The 24413-nt window shown below is 65.3% G+C and carries 23 protein-coding genes and 1 tRNA gene; 22 read left to right on the top strand and 2 right to left on the bottom strand.

Translation table 11 applies throughout. The features are described from left to right. Position 1 precedes the first annotated feature (1 nt). From AC07V5_RS26025 to AC07V5_RS25920, 22 genes are all read left to right on the top strand, one after another. Complete coding sequence (locus tag AC07V5_RS26025; protein ID WP_495118528.1) at positions 2-988, top strand: NAD(P)H-quinone oxidoreductase; 987 nt, start codon at positions 2-4, stop codon at positions 986-988. A 10-nt stretch (positions 989-998) separates the two neighbouring features. Beyond that, complete coding sequence (tpiA, locus tag AC07V5_RS26020; RefSeq protein ID WP_495118527.1) at positions 999-1742, top strand: triose-phosphate isomerase; 744 nt, start codon at positions 999-1001, stop codon at positions 1740-1742. A gap of 59 nt (positions 1743-1801) precedes the next feature. Then, positions 1802-2188 carry a preprotein translocase subunit SecG gene (secG, locus tag AC07V5_RS26015; RefSeq protein ID WP_495118526.1) on the top strand — a complete coding sequence of 129 codons (387 nt, stop codon included), beginning with the start codon at positions 1802-1804 and terminating at the stop codon, positions 2186-2188. 112 nt (positions 2189-2300) lie between these two features. After that, positions 2301-2385, top strand: a tRNA-Leu gene (locus AC07V5_RS26010). Positions 2386-2606: 221 nt separating this feature from the next. After that, positions 2607-2966, top strand: coding sequence for an NADH-quinone oxidoreductase subunit A (locus AC07V5_RS26005; RefSeq protein WP_495118525.1), 360 nt, complete (start codon positions 2607-2609; stop codon positions 2964-2966). 30 nt (positions 2967-2996) lie between these two features. Beyond that, positions 2997-3473: a NuoB/complex I 20 kDa subunit family protein gene (locus AC07V5_RS26000; RefSeq protein WP_046113908.1), complete on the top strand. Its 477-nt coding sequence runs from the start codon at positions 2997-2999 to the stop codon at positions 3471-3473. Between the two features lie 10 nt (positions 3474-3483). Beyond that, entirely contained in the window at positions 3484-4080 is a 597-nt protein-coding gene (locus AC07V5_RS25995; protein WP_495118524.1) for an NADH-quinone oxidoreductase subunit C, read from the top strand. 3 nt (positions 4081-4083) lie between these two features. Then, positions 4084-5340, top strand: a complete 1257-nt coding sequence (locus AC07V5_RS25990; protein ID WP_495118523.1) for an NADH-quinone oxidoreductase subunit D — start codon at positions 4084-4086, stop codon at positions 5338-5340. Further along, on the top strand, positions 5337-5846 hold the full coding sequence (locus tag AC07V5_RS25985; RefSeq protein WP_495118522.1) for an NADH-quinone oxidoreductase subunit NuoE family protein: 510 nt from the start codon (positions 5337-5339) through the stop codon (positions 5844-5846). The genes AC07V5_RS25990 and AC07V5_RS25985 overlap by 4 nt, the downstream gene beginning before the upstream one ends. A 7-nt stretch (positions 5847-5853) precedes the next feature. After that, complete coding sequence (nuoF, locus tag AC07V5_RS25980) at positions 5854-7185, top strand: NADH-quinone oxidoreductase subunit NuoF (protein ID WP_495118521.1); 1332 nt, start codon at positions 5854-5856, stop codon at positions 7183-7185. A 17-nt stretch (positions 7186-7202) separates the two neighbouring features. After that, positions 7203-9509 carry an NADH-quinone oxidoreductase subunit NuoG gene (gene nuoG / locus AC07V5_RS25975; RefSeq protein ID WP_495118520.1) on the top strand — a complete coding sequence of 769 codons (2307 nt, stop codon included), beginning with the start codon at positions 7203-7205 and terminating at the stop codon, positions 9507-9509. A 14-nt stretch (positions 9510-9523) separates the two neighbouring features. After that, positions 9524-10621: an NADH-quinone oxidoreductase subunit NuoH gene (gene nuoH, locus AC07V5_RS25970; RefSeq protein WP_495118519.1), complete on the top strand. Its 1098-nt coding sequence runs from the start codon at positions 9524-9526 to the stop codon at positions 10619-10621. Positions 10622-10631: 10 nt separating this feature from the next. Continuing rightward, the gene (nuoI, locus tag AC07V5_RS25965; RefSeq protein ID WP_477895074.1) at positions 10632-11120 is read left to right on the top strand and encodes an NADH-quinone oxidoreductase subunit NuoI; all 489 of its coding nucleotides are present in this window, start codon (positions 10632-10634) and stop codon (positions 11118-11120) included. 54 nt (positions 11121-11174) lie between these two features. Continuing rightward, the gene (locus tag AC07V5_RS25960) at positions 11175-11813 is read left to right on the top strand and encodes an NADH-quinone oxidoreductase subunit J (RefSeq protein WP_495118518.1); all 639 of its coding nucleotides are present in this window, start codon (positions 11175-11177) and stop codon (positions 11811-11813) included. Continuing rightward, positions 11810-12130, top strand: a complete 321-nt coding sequence (nuoK, locus tag AC07V5_RS25955; RefSeq protein ID WP_088481271.1) for an NADH-quinone oxidoreductase subunit NuoK — start codon at positions 11810-11812, stop codon at positions 12128-12130. Before AC07V5_RS25960 ends, nuoK begins: the two co-directional genes overlap by 4 nt. Positions 12131-12137: 7 nt before the next feature. Beyond that, positions 12138-14192, top strand: coding sequence for an NADH-quinone oxidoreductase subunit L (nuoL, locus tag AC07V5_RS25950; RefSeq protein WP_495118517.1), 2055 nt, complete (start codon positions 12138-12140; stop codon positions 14190-14192). A gap of 21 nt (positions 14193-14213) precedes the next feature. After that, positions 14214-15689 carry an NADH-quinone oxidoreductase subunit M gene (locus AC07V5_RS25945; protein ID WP_495118516.1) on the top strand — a complete coding sequence of 492 codons (1476 nt, stop codon included), beginning with the start codon at positions 14214-14216 and terminating at the stop codon, positions 15687-15689. A gap of 20 nt (positions 15690-15709) precedes the next feature. Next, entirely contained in the window at positions 15710-17191 is a 1482-nt protein-coding gene (nuoN, locus tag AC07V5_RS25940; RefSeq protein ID WP_495118515.1) for an NADH-quinone oxidoreductase subunit NuoN, read from the top strand. A gap of 7 nt (positions 17192-17198) precedes the next feature. Beyond that, positions 17199-17513 carry a DUF2818 family protein gene (locus tag AC07V5_RS25935; protein ID WP_495118514.1) on the top strand — a complete coding sequence of 105 codons (315 nt, stop codon included), beginning with the start codon at positions 17199-17201 and terminating at the stop codon, positions 17511-17513. Further along, on the top strand, positions 17500-18081 hold the full coding sequence (locus AC07V5_RS25930) for an NUDIX domain-containing protein (RefSeq protein ID WP_495118513.1): 582 nt from the start codon (positions 17500-17502) through the stop codon (positions 18079-18081). Before AC07V5_RS25935 ends, AC07V5_RS25930 begins: the two co-directional genes overlap by 14 nt. A 96-nt stretch (positions 18082-18177) precedes the next feature. Beyond that, entirely contained in the window at positions 18178-19368 is a 1191-nt protein-coding gene (locus AC07V5_RS25925) for an efflux RND transporter periplasmic adaptor subunit (RefSeq protein ID WP_495118512.1), read from the top strand. A 14-nt stretch (positions 19369-19382) separates the two neighbouring features. Further along, positions 19383-22616: an efflux RND transporter permease subunit gene (locus tag AC07V5_RS25920; RefSeq protein ID WP_495118511.1), complete on the top strand. Its 3234-nt coding sequence runs from the start codon at positions 19383-19385 to the stop codon at positions 22614-22616. On the opposite strand, the gene AC07V5_RS25915 is transcribed toward AC07V5_RS25920, so the two are convergent. Further along, positions 22594-23997, bottom strand: a complete 1404-nt coding sequence (locus tag AC07V5_RS25915) for an FAD-binding oxidoreductase (protein WP_495118510.1) — start codon at positions 23995-23997, stop codon at positions 22594-22596. The two genes, AC07V5_RS25920 and AC07V5_RS25915, sit on opposite strands and share 23 nt — an antisense overlap. Further along, positions 23994-24395 carry a DUF2069 domain-containing protein gene (locus tag AC07V5_RS25910; RefSeq protein ID WP_495118509.1) on the bottom strand — a complete coding sequence of 134 codons (402 nt, stop codon included), beginning with the start codon at positions 24393-24395 and terminating at the stop codon, positions 23994-23996. The genes AC07V5_RS25915 and AC07V5_RS25910 overlap by 4 nt, the downstream gene beginning before the upstream one ends. Positions 24396-24413: the final 18 nt, after the last annotated feature.

Below are 24413 nucleotides of genomic sequence, written 5' to 3'. Positions count from 1 at the left end.
GATGCAGGCGATTGCGATCACCCGCCCCGGCGGGCCCGAGGTGCTGGAACTGGTCACGCGACCAGATCCGGTCGCCGGGCCCGGCGAGTGCGTGATCCGCGTTGCTGCATCCGGCATCAACCGGCCGGACGTGCTGCAGCGCAAGGGCGCCTACCCGCCGCCTCCCGGCGCCAGCGATCTGCCTGGCCTGGAAGTAGCGGGCGAGATCGTCTCGGGCGACGCTGCGGCGCTGGCCGAGGCTGGCTTCGCGGTCGGCGACAAGGTCTGCGCGCTGGTCAACGGCGGCGGCTATGCCGAGCTGTGCACGGCGCCGGTTGGCCAATGCCTGCCGGTACCTGCGGGCTGGACGTTGGCGCAAGCCGCGAGCCTGCCCGAGACCTGCTTCACCGTCTGGGCCAATGTGTTCGACCGCGTCGGCCTGCAAGCTGGCGAGACGCTGTTGATCCATGGTGGCAGCAGCGGCATCGGCGTCACGGCCATCCAGATGGCCAAGGCGTTCGGCGCCCGCGTGCTGGTGACGGTGGGTTCCGCCGACAAGGCCGAAGCCTGCAAGGCCTTGGGCGCCGATGTCGCGATCAATTACCGTGAACAGGATTTCGTTACCGAAGCAAAGGTCGCCACGGATGACCGCGGTGTCGACGTGATTCTGGACATGGTGGCTGGCGACTACATCGGCCGGGGCGTGCAAGCGCTGGCAGAGGATGGTCGTCTGGCGCTGATCGCGGTGCAGGGTGGCGTGAAGTCGGAGATCGATGCCGGCCTCGTGCTGCGCAAGCGCCTGACGATTACGGGCTCGACGCTGCGCCCGCGGACGGCGGCATTCAAGGCGGGCCTTGCGCGCTCGCTGCGCGACAAGGTCTGGCCGCTGATCGAAGCCGGTCGCATCAAGCCGGTCGTTTACCGCGAGCTGCCTGCTGCCCAGGCGGCCGAGGCGCATGCGTTGATGGAATCGAACCAGCACATCGGCAAGATCGTGCTGAACTGGTGATGGAGCTGAGATGAGAAGAAAACTCGTCGTGGGCAATTGGAAGATGCATGGCAGCCGCGCTGCCAATGCTCAACTGCTCGCCGGCCTCAAGGAAGCCGGACCCTGGAACGCCGACGTCGCCGTCTGCGTGCCATCCGTCTACATCGCCGAGACAGCGCTTGCGCTGACCGGCAACGCCATTGCCTATGGCGCGCAGGATTGCTCCTCGCACGAGCAGGGCGCCTACACCGGTGAGGTGTCGAGCGCGATGCTGGCCGATGTCGGCTGCCGCTACGCCATCGTGGGTCATTCGGAGCGCCGGGCCTATCACGCGGAGAGCGATCAGCTCGTCGCCGACAAGGCCAAGGCCGCGCTGGCTCACGGCGTGACGCCCATCGTCTGCGTCGGCGAAACGCGCGCCGAGCGCGAGGCCGGCCAGACCGAGGCCGTCGTCAAGCGCCAGCTCGCCGCGGTCATCCACACGCTGGGCCACTGCTGCGGCGAGATGGTGGTCGCCTACGAGCCCGTCTGGGCCATTGGCACCGGCCTGACTGCATCGCCCGCCGAGGCGCAAGCCGTGCACGCCGTGCTGCGTGCCCAGCTGCATGCGGCGACGGACCGTTCCGGCGTCATGCGCATCCTCTACGGCGGCAGCGTCAAGGCCGACAACGCGGCCGAGTTGTTCTCTCAAGCAGACATCGACGGCGGCCTGATTGGTGGCGCGTCGTTGAAGGTGGCAGATTTCGCCGCCATCTGCCGGGCCGCGGCCCACTGAGTTATCCCGGCGCGTGCCAATAGCGGCGCGCGCCATCGAGTTTTGATGGAGTGTTTGGAATGCAGTTCTTTGCAAATCTGGTGTTGATCGTTCAGCTGCTCTCGGCTCTGGCGATCATCGGTTTGGTGCTGGTGCAGCATGGCAAGGGCGCCGACATGGGCGCGTCCTTCGGCAGCGGTGCGTCGGGCAGCCTGTTTGGCGCCACCGGCAGCGCCAACTTCCTGTCGCGCACCACGGCCGTTGCCGCGACGCTGTTCTTCGGTTGCACGCTGGGCCTGGCTTTCCTGTCGAACGGCCGCACGGCCACGTCGGGCAACGACAGCGCACTGGACCGCGCGCCGATCACCGCGCCGGCACCGGCAGCTTCCGGTGCTGCAGCCATCCCTGGCGCCATCGTCGCTCCGGCCGTGCCGGCCTCGGTTGCAGCCTCCGGCGCAGCGAACTGAATCCCGACTAAAACCCTCGTCTCTTTGCCTGGAAGGCTGTCACTTTCGGTATAGAATGCGAGGCTGTCTGGCAAGCAAACCCTCGCTAGCTGCCAGGCATATTTGAATACCTGCCGTCGTGGTGAAATTGGTAGACACGCTATCTTGAGGGGGTAGTGGCGAAAGCTGTGCGAGTTCGAGTCTCGCCGACGGCACCAGAACATCGGCTAGGATTCCCGCGGCACTGATGCGGGAGTCAGCCATAGCGGCCTGTCGCCAAGGTCACCCAGTCTCAAGCTGGGTTGATTGAAGCTAGGTTCAAGGCGGGCGCGATCCGCGAGCGAGACTTTTGTTTTGCTGGTGACGCGCCCGTTTGCTTTTGTGGCTCGCGTATGCGGACCACGTTGACGAAGACGTTAGTCGACCCGAGAAAGCCCAGATGAATCTCGATCAATACCTGCCCGTCATCCTCTTCATTTTGGTCGGCGCAGTGGTCGGGATTGCACCCCAGTTGCTCGGCGCGCTGCTCGGCCCCAATCGGCCCGATGCGGCCAAGAACTCCCCCTACGAATGCGGCTTTGAGGCCTTTGAAGACGCGCGCATGAAATTCGATGTGCGCTACTACCTCGTCGCCATTCTGTTCATTCTTTTCGACCTGGAAATTGCCTTCCTGTTCCCTTGGGCCGTAGCGCTCAGGGAGATCGGTGCGACGGGCTTCTGGGCGATGATGATCTTCCTCGGCATTCTGGTCGTCGGCTTCGCCTACGAGTGGAAAAAAGGCGCCCTCGACTGGGAATAAACGTCCGCCGACACAAGCTGGGAATTCCAAATGGGTATTGAAGGCGTCTTGAAAGAGGGCTTTGTCACCACGTCGGTCGACAAGCTCATCAACTGGTCCAAGACCGGCTCGCTCTGGCCGATGACATTCGGCTTGGCCTGCTGCGCAGTCGAGATGATGCACGCGGGTGCCGCGCGCTACGACATTGACCGCTTCGGCATGCTGTTCCGCCCGAGTCCGCGTCAGTCCGACCTGATGATCGTGGCCGGCACGCTGTGCAACAAGATGGCGCCGGCCTTGCGCAAGGTCTACGACCAGATGGCCGAGCCGCGCTGGGTGCTCTCGATGGGCTCCTGTGCCAACGGCGGCGGCTACTACCACTACAGCTACTCCGTCGTGCGCGGCTGCGACCGCATCGTGCCGGTGGATGTCTATGTGCCCGGCTGCCCGCCGACGGCCGAGGCGCTGCTGTACGGCATCCTGCAGTTGCAGGCCAAGATCCGCCGCGAAAACACCATTGCCCGCTGAGCGCCAAGGTATGAGCCTGAATCTCGAAACCCTGGCCCAGCAAGTTGGTGCCGTCCTCGGCGAGCGCGTCGTCGAGCTGAAGAACGCCCTGGGCGAACTGACACTGACCGTGCGCGCGGCCGACTACCTCGAAGTCGCGACAACGCTGCGCGATCACCCCGAGCTGAAGCTCGAGCAGTTGATCGACCTCTGCGGTGTCGACTACAGCGACTTCGGCAACGGCGGCTACGAAGGCCAGCGCTATGCCATCGTCAGCCACCTGCTGTCGGTGTCAAAGAACTGGCGCCTGCGCCTGAAGGTGTTCGCCACGGACGACGACTTCCCCTGCGTGGCCTCGGTCACCGACGTGTGGAGCTCGGCGAACTGGTTTGAGCGCGAAGCCTTCGACATGTACGGCGTCATCTTTGACGGCCACAACGACCTGCGCCGCATCCTGACGGACTACGGCTTCATCGGCCATCCGATGCGCAAGGACTTCCCGGTGTCGGGACACGTCGAGATGCGTTACGACGCCGAGCAGAAACGCGTCATCTACCAGCCGGTCAGCATCGAGCCGCGCGAGATCACGCCGCGGATCATTCGCGAAGACAAGTACGGCGGTCTTTAAGCCATGGCAGAAATCAAGAACTACACGCTGAACTTCGGTCCCCAGCATCCGGCCGCTCACGGCGTGCTGCGCCTGGTGCTGGAGCTGGACGGTGAAGTCATCCAGCGCGCCGACCCGCACATCGGCCTGCTGCACCGCGCGACCGAGAAGCTTGCCGAGAGCAAGACCTACATCCAGTCGCTGCCCTACATGGACCGTCTCGACTACGTGTCGATGATGGCCAACGAGCATGCGTACTGCCTGGCCATCGAGAAGATGCTGGGCATTGAGGTGCCGATCCGCGCGCAATACATCCGCGTGATGTTTGCCGAGATCACGCGCCTGCTGAACCACCTGCTCTGGCTGGGTTGCCACGGCCTGGACTGCGGTGCGATGAATATCCTCATCTACTGCTTCCGAGAGCGCGAGGACCTGTTCGACCTGTACGAAGCCGTGTCGGGCGCGCGCATGCACGCCGCCTACTTCCGTCCGGGTGGCGTCTATCGCGACCTGCCGGACGTGATGCCGCAGTACAAGGTCAGCAAGATCCGCAATGCCAAGGCCATCGCCCAGCTCAACGAGAACCGCCAGGGCTCGATGCTGGACTTCATCGACGACTTCTGCGCGCGCTTCCCGAAGAACGTCGACGACTACGAAACGCTGCTGACCGACAACCGCATCTGGAAGCAGCGCACCGTCGGCATCGGCGTCGTGACGCCGGAGCGTGCTTTGAACCTCGGCTTCACCGGCGCCATGCTGCGCGGCTCCGGCATCGCCTGGGACCTGCGCAAGACGCAACCGTACGACGTGTACGACAAGATGGACTTCGACATCCCGGTCGGCACGAACGGCGACACGTACGACCGCTACGTCGTGCGCGTGGAAGAGATGCGTCAGTCCAACCGCATCATCCAGCAGTGCTCGGCCTGGCTGCGCGCCAACCCCGGCCTGCCGGTCATCACCGACAACCACAAGGTGGCGCCGCCTTCGCGCGTGGACATGAAGTCCAACATGGAAGAGCTGATTCACCACTTCAAGCTCTTCACCGAGGGCTTCCACGTGCCTGAGGGCGAGGCCTATGCGGCCGTCGAACACCCCAAGGGCGAGTTCGGCATCTACATGGTCAGCGACGGCGCCAACAAGCCTTACCGTCTGAAGATCCGCGCGCCGGGCTTTGCCCACTTGGCAGCGCTGGACGAGATGGGACGCGGCCACATGATTGCGGACGCCGTCGCCATCATCGGCACCATGGACATCGTGTTCGGCGAGATTGATCGATGAGCTACCAACTCTCTGACGCCACCCGCGCGCGCTTCGACCGCGAAGTCGCCAAGTACCCCTACGAGCTGCGCCAGTCCGCCGTCATGGCCTGCCTGGCCATCGTGCAGCAAGAAGAAGGCTTCGTGTCCCGCGCCGCGGAAGACGTGATCGCCGCTCATCTCGGTATGGCGCCCATCGCCGTGTACGAGGTGACGACCTTCTACAACATGTTCAACCAGCGCAAGCTGGGTCAGTTCAAGCTGAACGTCTGCACCAACCTGCCTTGCCAGTTGCGCGACGGCCAGACGGCGCTGGAGCACCTGTGCCACAAGCTGGGTGTGGAAGAGGGCGGCACGACGGCTGACGGCCTGTTCACTGTGCAGAAGAGCGAGTGCCTGGGCGCCTGCGCCGATTCGCCGGTGATGCTGGTCAACGACCGCCAGATGTGCAGCTTCATGACGGCCGACCGCCTCGACGAACTCGTCGATGTGTTGCGCGCGAATGCAGCTACGGCAGTGAAGGCCTGAGGACGACATGCTGGACCTCACTAAATTCCAATCGACGGGCGCCGAGACCTGTTTCCATGACCGCCACATCACGCCGCAGATCTACGACGGCCTGAATGGCAAGAACTGGTCGATCAAGGACTACGAAGCCCGTGGCGGCTACGAGGCGCTGAAGAAGATCCTTGCCGCTGACGGCGGCATGACGGCTGATCAGGTCATCGCCGAAGTGAAGACCTCGGCCCTGCGCGGTCGCGGCGGCGCAGGTTTCCCGACCGGCCTGAAGTGGAGCTTCATGCCGCGCCAGTTCCCCGGTGCGAAGTACCTCGTCTGCAATTCCGACGAAGGCGAGCCGGGCACTTGCAAGGACCGCGACCTGCTGATGTTCAACCCGCACCAGGTCATCGAGGGCATGGCCATCGCTGCCTACGCGATGGGCATCAAGGTGGGCTACAACTACATCCACGGCGAGATCTTCGAGGTCTACGAGCGCTTCGAGGCGGCCCTGGAAGAGGCGCGCGCCGCTGGCTACCTCGGCGACAACATCCTCGGGTCCACGTTCAGCTTCCAGCTGCACGGCCATCATGGTTTCGGCGCCTACATCTGCGGTGAGGAAACCGCGCTGCTGGAATCGCTCGAAGGCAAGAAGGGCCAGCCGCGCTTCAAGCCGCCGTTCCCGGCCAGCTTCGGCCTGTACGGCAAGCCGACCACCATCAACAACACCGAGACCTTCGCGGCGGTGCCCTGGATCATCCGCAACGGCGGCCAGGCCTACCTCGAGATCGGCAAGCCCAACAACGGCGGCACCAAGCTGTTCTCGGTGTCCGGCGACGTGGAGCGCCCGGGCAACTACGAGATCCCGCTGGGCACGCCGTTCAGCAAGCTGCTGGAACTGGCCGGTGGCGTCCGCAAGGGCCGTCAGCTGAAGGCCGTCATCCCCGGCGGCTCGTCCGCCCCGGTGCTGCCGGCCGAAGTGATGATGCAGTGCACGATGGACTACGACTCCATCGCCAAGGCCGGCTCCATGCTGGGTTCGGGCGCCGTCATCGTCATGGACGACTCGCGCTGCATGGTCAAGAGCCTGATGCGCCTGTCCTACTTCTACACCCATGAGTCCTGCGGCCAGTGCACACCTTGCCGTGAAGGCACGGGCTGGATGCACCGCGTCATCGAGCGCATCTATGCCGGTCAGGGCAGGGCGGACGATCTCGACCTGCTGAACTCGGTGGCCGACAACATCCAGGGCCGCACCATCTGCGCTTTGGGCGATGCCGCGGCGATGCCGGTGCGGGCCATGATCAAACACTTCAAGCACGAGTTCGTTCATCTGATCGAACACAAAAAGCCCCTGGTGGCGGCGTAAGGACCCCAGGTACAGCCATGGTTGAAATCGAACTCGACGGCAACAAGGTCTCGGTGCAGGAAGGCAGCATGGTCATGCATGCCGCCGAGAAGGCCGGCACCTACATCCCGCACTTCTGCTATCACAAGAAGCTGAGCATCGCGGCCAACTGCCGCATGTGCCTGGTGGACGTAGAGAAGGCGCCCAAGCCCATGCCCGCCTGCGCGACGCCGGTCACGCAAGGCATGATCGTCCGCACCAAGAGCGACAAGGCGATCAAGGCGCAGCAGGGCGTCATGGAATTCCTGCTGATCAACCACCCGCTGGATTGCCCGATCTGCGACCAGGGTGGCGAGTGCCAGCTGCAGGACTTGGCCGTGGGCTACGGCGCCGGGAAGAGCCGCTACACCGAAGAGAAGCGCGTCGTCTTCCACAAGAACGTCGGCCCGCTGATCTCGATGGAAGAGATGAGCCGGTGCATCCATTGCACCCGCTGCGTGCGCTTCGGCCAGGAGATCGCCGGCCAGATGGAACTGGGCATGGCCCACCGCGGCGAGCACAGCGAGATCCAGACCTTCGTCGGCCGAACGGTGGACTCCGAGCTGTCGGGCAACATGATCGACATCTGCCCGGTCGGTGCCCTCACCAGCAAGCCCTTCCGCTACAGCGCCCGCACGTGGGAGCTGTCGCGCCGCAAGAGCGTCAGCCCGCACGATTCGACCGGCGCCAATCTGGTCGTCCAGGTTAAGAACCATCAGGTCCTGCGTGTCGTTCCGCTGGAGAACGAAGACGTCAACGAATGCTGGATCGCCGACCGCGACCGCTTCAGCTACGAAGCGCTCAACAGCGACGCGCGCCTGACCGCGCCGATGATCAAGCAGGGCGGCGCCTGGAAGCAGGTCGACTGGACGACGGCGCTGGAGTACGTCGCCAACGGCCTGAAATCCATCAAGAGCGACCACGGTGCGGCTTCGATTGGCGCGCTGGGCTCGGCCCACAGCACCGTCGAGGAACTGCACCTGCTGGCGCAGATCGTGCGCGGCCTGGGCAGCGACAACATCGACCACCGCCTGCGTCACAGCGACTTCGGTAATGCCGCAGCGGCTGGCCAAGCTCGCTGGCTGGGTACTTCGATTGCAAGCCTGTCCGAGTTGGACCGTGCGCTGGTCGTCGGCTCAAACCTGCGCAAGGACCACCCGCTGTTCGCCGCCCGCCTGCGCCACGCGGCGCGCCGGGGTGCTGCCGTCCATCGTGTCGGCATTAACAACGACGACTGGCTGCTGCCGCTCGCCGCTTCACAAGCTGTCGCGCCGTCGGGCTGGGTGCAAGCCCTGGCTGACGTGGCCGCCGCGATTGGCGACGGCGCACCGCTGGCTGGTACGGCCACGGATGAGGCCAAGGCCATCGCCGCCAGCCTGTCGTCGGGCCAGCGCAAGGCCATCCTGCTCGGCAACGCCGCTGCAGAACACCCGCAGGCCGCCAGCCTGTTGGCTCTCGCCCAGTGGATCGGCCAGCAGACCGGCGCCAGCGTCGGTTACCTGACGGCCGCCGCCAACACCGTTGGCGCGCAACTGGTGAAGGCGCAACCGCAGATCGACGGCTTGAACGCCAGCCAGATGCTGACCGGCGCGCCGCTGAAGGCCGCGCTGCTGTTGAACACCGACCCGGTGCTCGACTCCGCCAACGCCGCCGCTGCCGCCAAGGCGCTGGACGCGGCCGAGATGGTCGTCGTGCTGAGCCCGTTCAAGAGCGGCCTCGAATACGCCGACGTGCTGCTGCCGATCGCCCCGTTCACCGAGACCTCGGGCTCGTTCGTCAACGCCGAGGGTCGCCTGCAAAGCTTCGTCGGCGTCGTCAAGCCGCTGGCCGAAACGCGCCCGGGCTGGAAGGTGCTGCGCGTGCTGGGCAATCTGCTGGGCTTGGCCGGCTTCGACCAGGACAGCTCCGAGCAGGTGCGCGAGCAAGCACTGGGCGGCGACATCGCCGCTCGCCTGAGCAACACGACCACCGCAGCACCGCAAGTTGCAGCGCGAGGTGAGGGCGTCGAACGCTTTGCCAACCTGCCGATCTACGCGACCGACGCGCTGGTACGCAACTCGACGTCGCTGCAACTTACCGCTGACGGCCGCGAAGCCGCCACGGTCGGCCTGCCTACGGCGCTCTGGCAACAACTCGGCCTGCAAGCTGGTGACCTGGTTCGCGTCGTGCAAGACGGTGGCGCGGCTCAGTTGCCCGCCCGCCTCGAAGCTGGTCTGCCCGATGGCGTGGCCTGCGTGCCTGCCGGCCTCGCACAAACCGCCGCGCTGGGTGCCGCCTTCGGCACGCTGACGCTGAGCAAGGTCTGAGGGAGCCTGAACAAATGATCGACTCTCTCTACCAAAACGGCGCTGCTCTGCTGGGGGCCTTGTGGCCCCTGGTCTGGAGCCTGCTGAAGATCGTCGCCGTCATCCTGCCGCTGCTGGGCTGCGTGGCCTACCTGACGCTGTGGGAGCGCAAGGCCATCGGCTGGTCGCAGATCCGCCCGGGCCCGAACCGCGTGGGTCCCTACGGTCTGCTGACGCCTATCGCCGACGCGGTCAAGCTGATCTTCAAGGAGATCATCAAGCCGGCCGCTGCACACAAGGGCCTGTTCTTCCTCGGCCCCGTCATGACCATCATGCCGGCGCTGGCCGCCTGGGCCGTCGTGCCTTTCGGGCCGGATGCCGCCGTGGCCAACGTCAACGCCGGCCTGTTGTTCCTGATGGCGATCACGTCCCTCGAGGTCTACGGCGTCATCATTGCCGGCTGGGCGTCCAACTCGAAATACGCCTTCCTCGGCGCGCTGCGTGCGTCGGCACAGATGGTCTCCTACGAGATCTCGATGGGCTTCGCACTCGTCGTCGTGCTGATGGTGACCGGCAGCCTGAACATGACGGAAGTCGTGCAGGTGCAGGAGCGCGGCTGGTTCGCGTCGCACGGCGTGCCACTGCTGTCGTGGAACTGGCTGCCGTTGTTCCCGATCTTCATCGTCTACTTCATCTCGGGCCTGGCCGAAACCAACCGCCACCCGTTCGACGTCGTCGAAGGCGAGTCGGAAATCGTCGCCGGCCACATGATCGAGTACTCGGGCATGTCGTTCGCGATGTTCTTCCTGGCTGAGTACGCCAACATGATCCTGGTGTCGGCCCTGGCCGTCGTCATGTTCCTGGGCGGCTGGAGCGCACCGATCTCCTGGAGCCTGTTCGGCATGGAAACGCCGGGCTTCATCCAGCACACGATGGCGTTCTGGAACTGGGCCTGGCTGTTCGGCAAGACCTTCTTCGTCGTCACGATGTTCCTGTGGGTGCGTGCCACGTTCCCACGCTTCCGCTACGACCAGATCATGCGTCTGGGCTGGAAGATCTTCATTCCCATCACGCTGATCTGGCTGGTCGTTGTCGGTGCCTGGATGCAGACACCGTTCAACATCTGGAAGTGAGGCGGCGCCCATGACTGCAATCACGAATTTCGCGAAGACCTTCTTCCTCTGGGAACTGCTCAAGGGGATGAAGCTCACCGGGAGGCATTTCCTCTCGCGCAACATCACCGTCCAGTTCCCCGAGGAAAAGACGCCGCTGAGCCCGCGCTTCCGCGGCCTGCATGCGCTGCGCCGCTACGAGAACGGTGAAGAGCGCTGCATCGCCTGCAAGCTCTGCGAAGCCGTCTGCCCCGCGATGGCCATCACTATCGAGAGCGATGTGCGCGCCGACGGCAGCCGCCGCACGACGCGCTACGACATCGACCTGACCAAGTGCATCTTCTGCGGCTTCTGCGAAGAGAGCTGCCCGGTGGACTCCATCGTCGAGACGAGCATCTTCGAATACCACGGCGAAAAGCGCGGCGACCTGTACTTCACCAAGGACATGCTGCTGGCCGTTGGCGACAAGTACGAGGCCGAAATCGCAGCCCAGAAGGAGGCCGACGCCAAGTACCGCTGATCGCTGGCGCGCCGCGAGGCGCACCGCGGTCCAGCTCAGCTGGCCTGGATACGTATGGACATCACGACCATCCTTTTCTACGTCTTCTCCGGCATCCTGCTGGTGTCGTCGTTCCGCGTCATCACGGCGCGCAGCACCGTGCATGCGGCGCTGTTCCTGATCCTGTCGTTCTTCACGGCGTCCTGCATCTGGATGCTGCTGAAGGCCGAGTTCCTGGCGATTGCGCTGGTGCTCGTCTACATCGGCGCCGTCATGGTGCTGTTCCTGTTCGTCGTCATGATGCTGGACCTGAACACGGACAGCATGCGTGAGGGTTTCTGGAAGCACCTGCCCGTCGCAGCCGTCATCGGCGCGCTGATCGCCTTCGAGATGGGCATCGTGCTGATGGGCGGTTTCCAACTGGCCGATGCGCCGGTGGCCACTGCCGAACAGCTCAAGCTGGGCAACACCAAGCTGCTCGGCATCGAGATCTACACGGCCTATCTGTACCCGCTGCAGATCGCCGCCGTGCTGCTGTTGGTTGCCATCGTCGCGGCCATCGCGCTGACGCTGCGTCGCCGCAAGGATTCGCGCGCCATGGACCCGTCCGAGCAGGTGAAGGTCACCAAGGCCCAGCGCCTGAAGATCGTGAAGATGGCGCCGACCGTCGCCGCTCCTCAAAGCCCCGCACCCACCGAAGGAGGCCAGGCATGATCGGCGCCGCTGGACTGACCCTGGGCCACTTCCTGACGCTGGGCGCGATGCTGTTCGCGCTGTCGGTGATCGGCATCTTCCTGAACCGCAAGAACCTGATCGTGCTGCTGATGGCCATCGAGCTGATGCTGCTGGCGGTCAACCTGAACTTCGTTGCCTTCTCGCACTACCTGGGCGACATGGGCGGCCAGGTTTTCGTGTTCTTCATCCTGACCGTTGCGGCGGCCGAGTCGGCCATTGGCCTGGCCATCCTGGTTGTGCTGTTCCGCAACCGCGCCAGCATCAACGTCGAGGAACTCGACGCGCTGAAGGGTTGAGAAAAAGATGTCTGCACAACTCTCCCAGAACCTGCTGCTGATGGTGCCGATGGCGCCGCTGGTGGGGGCCATCGTCGCCGGCTTCTTCGGCAAGACGGTGGGCCGCCGCGGCTCGCACGTCGTCACCATCCTCGGCGTGCTGATCGCCTTCATCATCTCGGCCCAGACGCTGTACAGCGTGGCCGTCGATGGTGCGCGCTTCAACGCGACCCTCTACGAGTGGATGACGCTCGGCGACCTGAAGATGGAAGTCGGCTTCCTCATCGACGGCCTGACCGCCATGATGATGGTCGTCGTGACCTTCGTGTCGTTGATGGTGCACATCTACACCATCGGCTACATGGAAGAGGACGACGGCTACCAGCGCTTCTTCTCGTACATCTCGTTGTTCACGTTCAGCATGCTGATGCTCGTCATGAGCAACAACATGCTCCAGCTGTTCTTCGGCTGGGAAGCGGTGGGCCTGGTGTCGTACCTGCTCATCGGCTTCTGGTACAAGAAACCGACGGCCATTTTCGCCAACATGAAGGCCTTCCTGGTGAACCGGGTCGGTGACTTCGGCTTCATCCTGGGCATCGGCCTGCTGGTGGCTTTCGGCGGTTCGCTGAACTACGCAGAGACCTTCGCCAAGGCGGACATCCTGTCCAAGATGATCTTCCCGGGCACCGACTGGGCGCTGCTGACCGTCACCTGCATCTGCCTCTTCATCGGCGCGATGGGCAAGAGCGCGCAGTTCCCGCTGCACGTCTGGCTGCCCGACTCGATGGAAGGCCCGACGCCCATTTCCGCGCTGATCCACGCCGCCACGATGGTGACGGCCGGCATCTTCATGGTGGCGCGCATGTCGCCGCTGTTTGAGCTGAGCGACACGGCGCTTAGCTTCGTCATGGTGATCGGCGCGATCACGGCGTTGTTCATGGGTTTCCTGGGCATCATCCAGAACGACATCAAGCGCGTCGTTGCGTACTCGACGCTGTCCCAGCTCGGCTACATGACCGTGGCCCTGGGCGCTTCGGCCTACTCGGTCGCCGTGTTCCACCTGATGACGCACGCCTTCTTCAAGGCGCTGCTGTTCCTCGGTGCCGGCTCCGTCATCATCGGCATGCACCATGACCAGGACATCCGCAACATGGGCGGCCTGCGCAAGTACATGCCCATCACGTGGATCACGTCGCTGCTGGGTTCGCTGGCGCTGATCGGCACGCCGCTGTTCTCGGGCTTCTACTCCAAGGACTCGATCATCGAGGCCGTGCACGCCAGCCATCTGCCCGGCGCGCAGTTCGCGTATTTCGCCGTCATCGTCGGTGTGTTCGTGACGGCCTTCTATTCGTTCCGGATGTACTTCCTCGTCTTCCACGGCAAGGAGCACTTCCACCACAAGCCCTTCCCCGGCGAGCACGATCATCACGACGATGACCATGGGCACCATGGTGACGGTGGGCATGCGCACGTCCCGCACGAGTCGCCCTGGGTTGTCACCGCGCCGCTGGTGCTGCTGGCCATCCCGTCGGTCGTCATCGGCTTCATGACGATCCAGCCGATGCTGTTTGGCGACTTCTTCAAGGACGCCATCATCGTCAACCTGCACGCCCACCCGGCGATGGAGGAACTGGCGCACGAGTTCCATGGTGCTGCCGCGATGGCCCTGCACGGCCTGACCTCGCTGCCGTTCTGGCTCGCGCTGTCCGGTGTCGTCACCGCCTACGTGTTCTACATGGTTGCGCCCAGCATTCCGGCCATGCTGGCCAAGGTGCTGCGCCCCGTCATCGTCATCCTCGAGAACAAGTACTTCATGGACTGGTTCAACGAGAACGTGCTGGCCCGCGCTGCGCGCCTTCTCGGGACGGGGCTGTGGAAGGGCGGCGATGCCGGCTTGATCGACGGCCTGATCATCAACGGCTCGGCCCGCGCGGTCGGTGGCATCGCCGGCCTGGTGCGCCGCTTCCAGACGGGCTATCTGTACTGGTACGCCCTTGTCATGATCCTTGGCGTCACGGGACTGATGACCTGGCAGCTCTGGCCCTATATCAAGCCCCAGTTCAGCGCCCTGTTCGGGTTCTGAGCGACGAGGCGGAGAACAAGAATGTTGCTGAGTCTTGCGATTTTTCTGCCCATTGCCTGCGGCGCCTTGCTGCTGGCACTCGGGCGCGACGAACAGGCCAAGGCCGCGCGCTGGCTGGCCCTGGTCGCAGCCGTGGCGAGCTTCCTCGTCACCCTGCCGCTGGTCACCGGCTTCGACACGACGACCGCTGCGATGCAGTTTGTCGAGAACCAGCCCTGGATCGACCGCTTCAACATCCGCTACCACCTCGGCGTGGACGGCATCTCGATGTGGTTCGTGCCGCTGACGGCCTTCATCACGGTCATCGTCGTCATCTCGGCCTGGGAGGTCATCGAGACCCGCGTCAACCAGTACATGGGCGCGTTCCTGATCCTGTCGGGTCTGATGGTGGGCGTGTTCTGCGCGCTGGACGGCATGCTGTTCTACGTGTTCTTCGAGGCCACGCTGATCCCGATGTACATCATCATCGGCGTGTGGGGCGGCCCGAACCGCGTCTACGCGGCCTTCAAGTTCTTCCTGTACACGCTGGCCGGCTCGCTGTTGATGCTGGTTGCTCTGCTGTACCTGTACTACCAGTCGGCAGGCAGCTTCGACATCCAGACCTGGCACAAGCTGCCGCTGGCGGGTGGCGCGCAAACGTGGCTGTTCTTCGCCTTCCTGGCCGCCTTCTCGGTCAAGGTGCCGATGTGGCCGGTGCACACCTGGCTGCCCGACGCCCACGTCGAGGCGCCCACTGGCGGTTCCGTCGTGCTGGCGGCCATCATGCTGAAGCTGGGCTGCTACGGTTTCCTGCGCTTCTCGCTGCCGATCGCCCCGGATGCCGCGCGCCAATGGGCCTGGCTCATCATCGCGCTGTCGCTGATCGCCGTCGTCTACATCGGCCTGGTGGCGCTGGTGCAGAAGGACATGAAGAAGCTGGTGGCTTACTCGTCCATCGCGCACATGGGCTTCGTGACGTTGGGCTTCTTTGTCTTCAACGAGCTGGGCGTCTCTGGCGGCCTCGTGCAGATGATCTCGCACGGCTTCGTGTCGGGCGCCATGTTCCTGTGCATCGGCGTGCTCTACGACCGCGTGCATTCGCGTGAGATCGCTTCCTACGGCGGTGTCGTCAACACGATGCCGACCTTCGCTGCCTTCGCCGTGTTCTTCGGCATGGCCAACTGCGGCCTGCCCGCCACGGCTGGTTTCGTCGGTGAGTGGATGGTCATCCTGGGTACCGTCAAGGCCAACTTCTGGCTCGGCGGCATTGCGGCCACGGCCCTGGTTTTCGGCGCGGCCTACACGCTGTGGATGATCAAGCGCGTCTATTTCGGCGACATCGCCAATGACGATGTCCGCGCGCTGACCGACATCAACAGCCGCGAGTTCCTGATGCTCGCCTTGCTGGCAGTCGCCACGCTCTACATGGGCCTCTATCCCAAGCCCTTCACCGACGTCATGCACAACTCGGTCACCGAGCTGCTCAAGCACGTTGCGCTTACCAAGATCCCGGCCTGATCCGAGCAGAGGCAAGAACAATGAACGACATGAACTGGCTCGCGATCTATCCCGAAATCCTGCTACTGGCGATGGGCTGCGTGGTGGCCTTGGTGGACCTCTGGGTTACCGATGAGCAGCGCCGCCCGACCTACTGGCTGACCCAACTGACGCTGGTCGTCGTGGCCGGCCTGCACTTCAGCTATTTCGATGCCGGCCTGACCACCTATGCCATGCAAGGCATGGTCGTCGCCGATCCCATGGGCCATCTGCTGGCCGGCTTCGCCTGCGTCGCGACGCTGATCACCCTCGTCTATGCACGCCCCTACGCCGGCGTGCGCGAGATGCTCAAGGGCGAGCTTTTCATCCTCAGCCTGTTCTCGCTGCTCGGCATCAACGTGATGCTGTCGGCGAACAACTTCCTCGTCGTCTATCTCGGCCTGGAGCTGATGAGCCTGTCGCTCTACGCCCTCGTTGCACTGCGCCGCGACCATGCCGTGTCGACCGAGGCCGCGATGAAGTACTTCGTCCTCGGCGCTCTGGCCAGCGGCTTCCTGCTGTACGGCCTGTCGATGATGTACGGCGCGACTGGCTCGCTCAGCATCCCCGAGGTCTTCGACGTCATCTCCAAGGGCGCGCCCAACCGGGCCGTTCTGGTGTTTGGTGTCGTGTTCGTTGTCGCCGGCCTGGCCTTCAAGCTCGGCGCTGCACCCTTCCACATGTGGGTGCCTGACGTCTACCAGGGCGCTCCTACAGCCGTCACGCTGCTGATCGCCGGTGCACCCAAGCTGGCCGCCTTTGCCATCACCGTGCGCCTGCTCGTCGAGGGCATGATCGGCCTGGCCGTGGATTGGCAGCAAATGCTCGTCGTGCTGTCCGTCATGTCGCTGCTCATCGGCAACCTGGCGGCCATTGCGCAGTCCAACCTCAAGCGCATGCTGGCCTACTCGACCATCGCCAACATGGGCTTCATGTTGCTGGGCATGGCCTCGGGCGTCGTCAACAACAACACGCTGTCGGCCGCCAATGCCTACAGCTCGGCCATGTTCTATGCCGTCACCTATGTGCTGACGACGCTGGGCACCTTCGGCATGGTCATCCTGCTGTCGCGCCAGGGCCATGAAGCCGAGGAGATCAAGGATCTGGCGGGCCTTGCCAAGCGCAGCCCCTGGTTCGCGCTGGTCATGACCCTGTTCATGTTCTCGCTGGCCGGCGTGCCGCCGACGGTGGGCTTCTACGCCAAGCTCGCAGTGCTGCAGGCGCTGGTGTCCACGAACGTGGACGCCTACCTCTACCTCGCGATCTTCGCCGTCGTCGTGTCGTTGGTCGGTGCGTTCTACTACCTGCGCATCGTCAAGGTCATGTTCTTCGACGAACCCACCGACACGGCCCCCATCACCGCCCCTGCCGACGTGCGCTTCGTCATGTCGCTCAACGGTGCGGCCGTGCTGGTCTTCGGTCTGCTGCCGGGTGGACTGATGGCGATGTGCGCCCAGGCCATCGTGAAGGCCCTGGCGACCTGACCCGCCAATGGACCAGTCCGCAGCTGTTTGGCTGGTCCTCGGCGTGGCCGTCATCGCGGCCAATCTGCCTTACTTCAACGAACGCCTGCTGCTCGTTGGCCCGCGGCGCACGCCCAAGGCCGCCTGGTGGCGGTTGCTGGAGCTGGTGCTCATGGCCGTGCTGACCTTTGCGCTCGGCGCCGTGCTGGAGGCCCGCATCGGCCAACGCCATGTCCAGGGCTGGGAGTTTTACGCCGCGGCCTCCTGCCTCTTCATCACGCTGGGCTTTCCTGGCTTCGTCTGGCGCTATCTGCGCCGCAGCAAGCGTCATGGCGAAGACTGACGACGCTCATCTCGTCGAGCGCCAGCTCGACAGCGTCGAGGTCTACCAGGGCCATTTCCTGCGTGTGCTCAAAGACAGCATCGCCCTGCCAGACGGCAACACGGCCAGCCGCGAGTTCATCCGCCACCCGGGTGCCGTCATGGTCGTGCCGCTGCTGGAAGATGGCAGGCTGCTGATGGAGCGCCAGTACCGCTACCCGCTGGGGCGCGTGATGCTGGAGTTCCCGGCCGGCAAGCTTGACGCTGGCGAGGACCCGCTCGTCTGCGGCCAGCGCGAGCTGCACGAAGAAACCGGCTACAGCGCCGCCGAGTGGGCCTATGCGGGCGTGCTGCACAACGCCATCGCCTACTCGGACGAAGGCATCCACATCTACTTCGCGCGTGGCCTCACAAAGGGCGCGCAGAAGCTGGACGCGGGCGAGTTTCTCGAACTCGTCACGCACACGGCGCAGGAGCTGGACCAGCTCGCGGCCCGCGGCGAACTCACCGACGCGAAGACCCTGATCGGCCTTCTGTGGCTGCAGCGCTGGCAGCAGGGCGGCTGGCCGCTCAGCTGGCAGCGCAGCTGACCGTCGAACGCCCCGCCGCTGCCGTATCCCCCGGTGCATGACCTCTGGCGAAGTATTGCCAGACCGTTAAGCTCGGCCGTTTGATCCGCCCGAACCTTGTCCTCTGAAGAAAGCTTCTCCATGACGCGTGCAACGCCGATCCTCGCCACCCTGACGCTGGCCCTGATCCTCACCGCCTGCAGCAAGGGCGGCAAGCCCGACGAGGCCAAGGCTGCGGCAACCAAGACCGCAGCACCGCTGTTGCTGGCCCCGGAGGATCTGCGACCTGTCGGCCAAAGCGGCCTGATCGGTGCGCCCGTCATCACCGGTGCGATCCAGCCGGCCCGCCGTGCCGACCTGCGCGCTGAAGTGGCCGCCGTCGTGCTGCAGGTGGCCAAGGACAACGGCGAGCGCGTGCGCACGGGTGATCTCATCATCCGCCTCGACCCGACTTCCATCCGCGACGGCCTGACCTCCGCCGAGGAGGCGCTGCGCGCCGCCCAGCAGAGCTTCGAGCAGACCGAGCGCGTGCTGGCCCGCCAGCGCACGCTGAACCAGCAGGGCATGATTTCCATGCAAGGCCTGGAAGATGCCGAAGTGCGCCGCAACTCCGCCCAGAGCGAGCTGGCCGCGGCCAAGGCGCGCGCCGTCACGGCCCGCCAGCAGGTCTCACGCACCGAGGTGAGGGCGCCGTTTGACGGCGTCGTCAGCGAGCGCAAGATCTCCGTCGGCGACACCGTGCAGATCGGCCGCGAACTCATCAAGGTCATCGACCCGGCATCCATGCGCTTCGAAGGCCAGGTCTCTGCCGACCGCCTCGGCGAACTCAAGCTGGGCCAGCCGGTGGCCTTCCGCATCAACGGTTTTGGCGACGCGGAGTTCCGCGGCAAGCTGGCCCGCATCGACGCAGCTGCGAACGCAACGACCCGCCAGGTTGAGTTGATTGCCGAGTTCAACGACCGCAGCAAGGCGCCTCAGGTCTCCGGCCTTTATGCCGAAGGCCGTGTCGAGAGCGCCGAGCGCAAGGCGCTGGTGCTGGTCGAGGGCTCGGTGCAGCGCCAGGGCGATACCGCCTTCGTCTGGAAGGTCGACGGCAACCAGTTGAAGAAGGTCAACGTGACCCTGGGCGAGCGTGATGACCGTCGCGGCGAGGTCGTCATCGCCTCCGGCCTGGCCCTGGGTGACCAGGTGCTGCGCGCACCCACTGGCAACCTGGTCGACGGCGCATCCGTGCAACGTGTCGCGGCCGGTTCCGGTGCGGCCTCGGCCGTCGCGGCGGCGGCTCCTACGCCCACCGCCAGCAAGTAAGCAGGAGGTCTTCGATGTTCCTCTCCAACTTCAGCATCAACAGGCCCGTCGCGACCGTCGTCATGGTCATCGGGCTGATGCTGGTGGGCCTGCTGGCGCTGTCAAAGCTCAAGGTCAACCAGTTCCCCGAGGTCGAGCCGCCGGTGCTCGTCATCAATATCCCGTATCCGGGGGCCTCACCCGAGACGGTGGAGCGCGAGGTCGTCAACCGCATCGAGAAGGCGCTGCAAAGCATCTCGGGCGTGGACCGTTCCAACTCCACGTCGCGCGAAGGCAGTGCCACCCTCGTGCTGGTCTTCGACTTCTCGAAGAACATGATCGAGGCCGCCGACGAGGTGCGCAATGCCATCGCGTCGGTGCGCTACAAGCTGCCGACCGAAATCCGCGAGCCCATCATCACGCGGGCCGACCCGGGCGCCCAGCCCATCCTGCAGCTGTCGTTGTCCAGCACCACGCTGACCCACGCCCAGCTCAGCCGCCTGGCCGAGGACAAGCTCGCCGAGCGCTTCCGCGGCATTTCGGGTGTGTCGACGGTAGGCGTCAACGGCGCGCTCAAGCGCGAGCTGTCCATCCTGCTGCACGCCGAGAAGCTGCGCGAGTTCGGTGTCTCCGTCACCGAGGTGCTGAACGCCGTGCGCGCGCAGAACACCACGGCGCCGGTTGGCAAGATCCGTGGCGCGCTGGAAGACCAGAGCATCCGCCTGCTCGGCCGCCTGGAGTCGCCGGCCGAGTTCGAGCAGATGATCATCAAGCGCACGGCCGGCACCGTCATACGTCTGGGCCAGGTCGCTGAAGTGCGGGACGGCTTCGCCGAGATGACGGGTTACTCGCTGCGCAATGGCCGCCCCAACGTCGGCATTTCGATCACGCGCTCGCGTGACGCCTCCACCGTCAGCGTCGCCAACGGCGCGCGCGCGCTGCTGAAAGAGGTCGAGAAGGACCTGCCCAAGGGCACGACGCTCGAGATCACGCAAGACGGCGGCAAGGATGCCGAGAACAGCCTGCACAACGTGACCGACGCCCTGGTCTTCGGCGCCGCGCTGACCATCTTCGTCGTCTACGCCTTCCTGAACAGCTGGCGCTCCACGCTCATCACCGCGCTGTCGCTGCCCACGTCCGTGCTGGCGGCCTTCATCGCCGTCTGGCTGATGGGCTTCTCGCTGAACTTCATGAGCCTGCTGGGCCTTTCCCTGGCCATCGGCGTGCTCATCGATGACGCCATCGTCGTGCGGGAAAACATCGTGCGCCACATGGAACGTGGCAGCGACCGCGTGACAGCGGCGCGCGAGGGCACCGCCGAAATCGGCCTGGCCGTGGCCGCCACGACGTTCGCGATCATTGCCGTGTTCGTGCCCGTCGCCTTCATGGGCAATGGCCCCGGTCAGTGGTTCAAGCCTTTCGCGCTGACCGTCGTCGCCTCCGTCATCGTGTCGCTGCTGATCAGCTTCACGCTCGACCCCATGCTGTCGGCCTACTGGGGTGACCCCCCGGGCTACCACGAGCAACCCAAGAGGGGCTTCGGCAAGCTGCTGGAGCGCTTCAACCATTGGTTCGATGGCGTGGCCAACGGCTACGGCCACGTCATCGCCTGGGCGCTGCACCACCGCCGCTGGATGTCCGCCTTCGCGGTGGCCAGCTTCGTCGGCGCCATCGCGCTGCAGGCCACGGTGGGCGGCTCCAGCTTCCTGCCGCAGGCCGACGCCGGCTTCCTGGCCATCGAGGTGCGCAGCCCGGCCTCCAGCAGCCTGGAATATTCCAAGCTCAAGCTCGACGCCGCCGCGGCCCTGGCCTCGACGATGAAGGAAACCAAGGCGACCACGTCCTACCCCAACGCCAGCGGCGGCCGCATCTATGTGGACATCGGCAAGAGCACCGAGCGCCAGCGCTCGGCCGCCGACGTCGCCAAGGACCTGCGCGAGAAGGTGGCCCGTCTCGTCGGCGCCGAGTACGTCGTGCTCGACGACCTGAACAACGGCGCGCAAAAGCCCGTGCAGATCCGCTTCTTCGGCACCGACACGCGCCGCCTGCAGCAGATCACGCAGGACTTCCAGAAGACCATGCAGGGCATCAAGGGCGCGGTCGACATCGGCTACTCCGAGCAGGACCCGCAGAACGAACTGCAGATCGAACTCGATCGCAGCCTGGCCAACCAGATGGGCATCTCGGTCAACGACGCCGCCCAGGCGCTGCGCGTGGCCTTTGCAGGCGTCGAGGCCGGCGACTGGATCGACCCGACCGGCGAGGCGCGTGACGTGTCCATCCGCCTGCACCCGAGCGACCGTGTCGACGCTGCCAATATCGAGCGCCTGCCCATCGCCGTAACCGGCACCAACCGCATGGTGCCGCTGGACCAGATCGCCACCGTCACCATGGGCAAGGGCCCGGGCCAGATCCAGCACGGCGACGGCAAGCGCACCATCACGGTCAGCGCCAACGCGCAGGGCCGCTCGTCCGGTGAGATCACGGCCGAGGCCAAGAAGCTGGCGGAGAAGATCGACTTCCCGCCCGGTTTCGGCATCGAGCTGGCCGGCGCGGCACGTGACCAGCAGGTCGTCTTCACGGCCATGATCACCGCGCTGCTGTCTGGCATCGCGCTGATGTACTTCGTGCTCGTCATCCAGTTCAACAGCTTCACGGCACCGCTGGCCGTCATGCTGTCGCTGCCGCTGAGCCTGATCGGCGTCGTGCTGGCGCTGATCCTGACGCGCGGCACCCTGAACCTGATGAGCCTCATCGGCGTCATCATGCTGATGGGCCTGGTGGCCAAGAACGCCATCCTGCTGCTGGACGCGACGCGCCAGGAGGAGAAGGCCGGCGTCGACCGCGAAGAGGCCTTGATGCACGCGGGCCGCAAGCGCTTCCGGCCCATCCTGATGACGACGCTGGCGCTGATCGCCGGCATGATGCCGGTGGCCATTGGCATCGGTGAGGGCGGCGAGTTCTACCGTCCGATGGCGGTGGCCATCATCGGCGGCACCATCACGTCGACGCTGCTGACCCTGCTGATCGTGCCGACCTTCTACGACAGCATCGAGCTTGCCCGCGACCATGCCTTGGCCAAGTTCCACCGCCGCGCGCCGCGGTTCACGGTGGTAGGTGCCTTTGTGCTGACGCTGCTCGAAGCAGTGCTGGCCCTGGTGATGGTGCGCTTCGTGTTCCGGATGCTGATGCGTGTGGTGCGCCGCCCGGCCACGCTGCTTCAGTGGCTGACGCTGGGCTTCGCCTTCAGAGAACCCGTCCGGGGTTGAGCAGGTCGAGCGGGTCCAGCGCCCGCTTGATCGCCCGCATCAGCGCGAGGGCCGTCGGGTCCTTGCGTGCGCTGAGTTCCTCGCGCTTGAGCCGGCCGATGCCATGCTCGGCCGAGATCGAGCCACCGCGCTTGCCCACGGCGTCATAGACGAGTTCATTGATCACCGCCTCGTGCGCGGCCAGGAACTCGGCAGGCGCCACGCCGGCCGGCGCCTGCACGTTGTAGTGCAAGTTGCCGTCGCCCAGGTGGCCGAAGTCGATGACCTCGATGCCAGGCAGATAGGCCGCCAGCGCGGCATCCATCTCGACGACGAAACCGGGAATGGCCGACACCGGCAGCGAGATGTCGTGCTTGATGTTCAGCCCCGCCTGGGCTTGCGCCAGCGGGATGGACTCGCGCAGATGCCAAAAGGACTTGGCCTGCTGGATGTTCTGCGCGATGGCCGCGTCCTGCACGCAGCCCTGCTCGATGCCGGCCTCCAGCAGCCCCTCGAACACCGCGCGGGCATGCTCGGCGCTCTCGGCGTCGGACAACTCCAGCAGCACGGTCCATTCGGCGCCCGGCAGCGGCTGAGCCAGCTGCGGCAACTCACGCGCGACGAGTGCCAGCGAGGGCCGGTTCATTACCTCGAAGCCGGTCAGCGCATCGCCCGCACGCGCTCGCGCCAGCCCCAGCAGCGCAACCGCATCGTCCAGCGACGAACAAGCGGCCAGCGCGGTCAACCGATCCTTGGGCTGCGGATACAGCTTCATCGTCGCAGCCGTGATGACGCCCAGCGTTCCCTCGCTGCCGATGAACAGGTCGCGCAGGTCGTAGCCGGTGTTGTCCTTGCGCAGGCCCGACAGGCCTTGCCAGACCTCGCCGGTCGCCGTCACCACCTCCAGCCCCAGGCACAGCTCGCGCGCGTTGCCGTAGCGCAGCACCTGCGTGCCGCCGGCGTTCGTCGCCAGGTTGCCGCCCAGCGTGCAGGAGCCCTCGGCCGCGAGGCTGAGCGGGAAGAGCAGGCCGGCCTCGCTGGCTGCCGCCTGCACCTCGGCCAGCACACAGCCGGCCTCGGCCGTCAGGCTCAGGTTCGCCGCATCGATGCCGCGGACGCGCTTCATGCGCGCCAGGCTCAGCACGAGCTGGCGGCCGCTGTCGTCCGGTGTCGATCCCCCCACCAGCCCAGTGTTGCCGCCCTGCGGCACGACGGCCACGCGGTGCTCGTGGCACAGCCGCATCACCGCCGCAACCTCCTCGGTCGACGCAGGCCGCGCCACGGCCAGTGCCTTGCCGGCATAGCGCTTGCGCCAGTCGTTCTCGTAGGTGGCCAGATCGCCACCCACCAGCAGCCCCGCCTCGCCGAGCCGCTCACGCAGCGCGTCGAGCAGGGCGTTCATGCCGATTCCAGCGCTTTGGCAGCGGCCAGGCGCAGGCGGATCTGCGCCGTGCAGGCCGTGAAGATGACGGCGCCCAGCAACACTTCCGCCAGGGCCAGCCATTGGCCCAGCCCACCTTCGCTGGTCGAACGCACCAGGCCTTCCATCACGTAGAGCCAGATGAGCAGGGCCAGCCAGCGGTAGGTATACATGCGGTAGCGCCACAGGCCGATGGGCGCGGCCAGCAGCGGCAGCGCCTTCACGGCCAGCGTGCCGCGGCCCGTTGGCGCAAGCCACAGCTCCCAGGCCAGGCACAGCACGAGCAGCGCGACGGTGGCGCCAAACGCGACGTTGCGCGACAGGCGCTCGGTGGCCGTGGGTTCGGTTCTTTGGTGGATCGTTTCGGGGGCAGAGGACATAGCTGCGGCATCATAGAA

Source organism: Roseateles sp. GW821-FHT02E12 (genome assembly GCF_059421665.1).
This window is presented reverse-complemented; position numbering and strand designations above follow the sequence as displayed.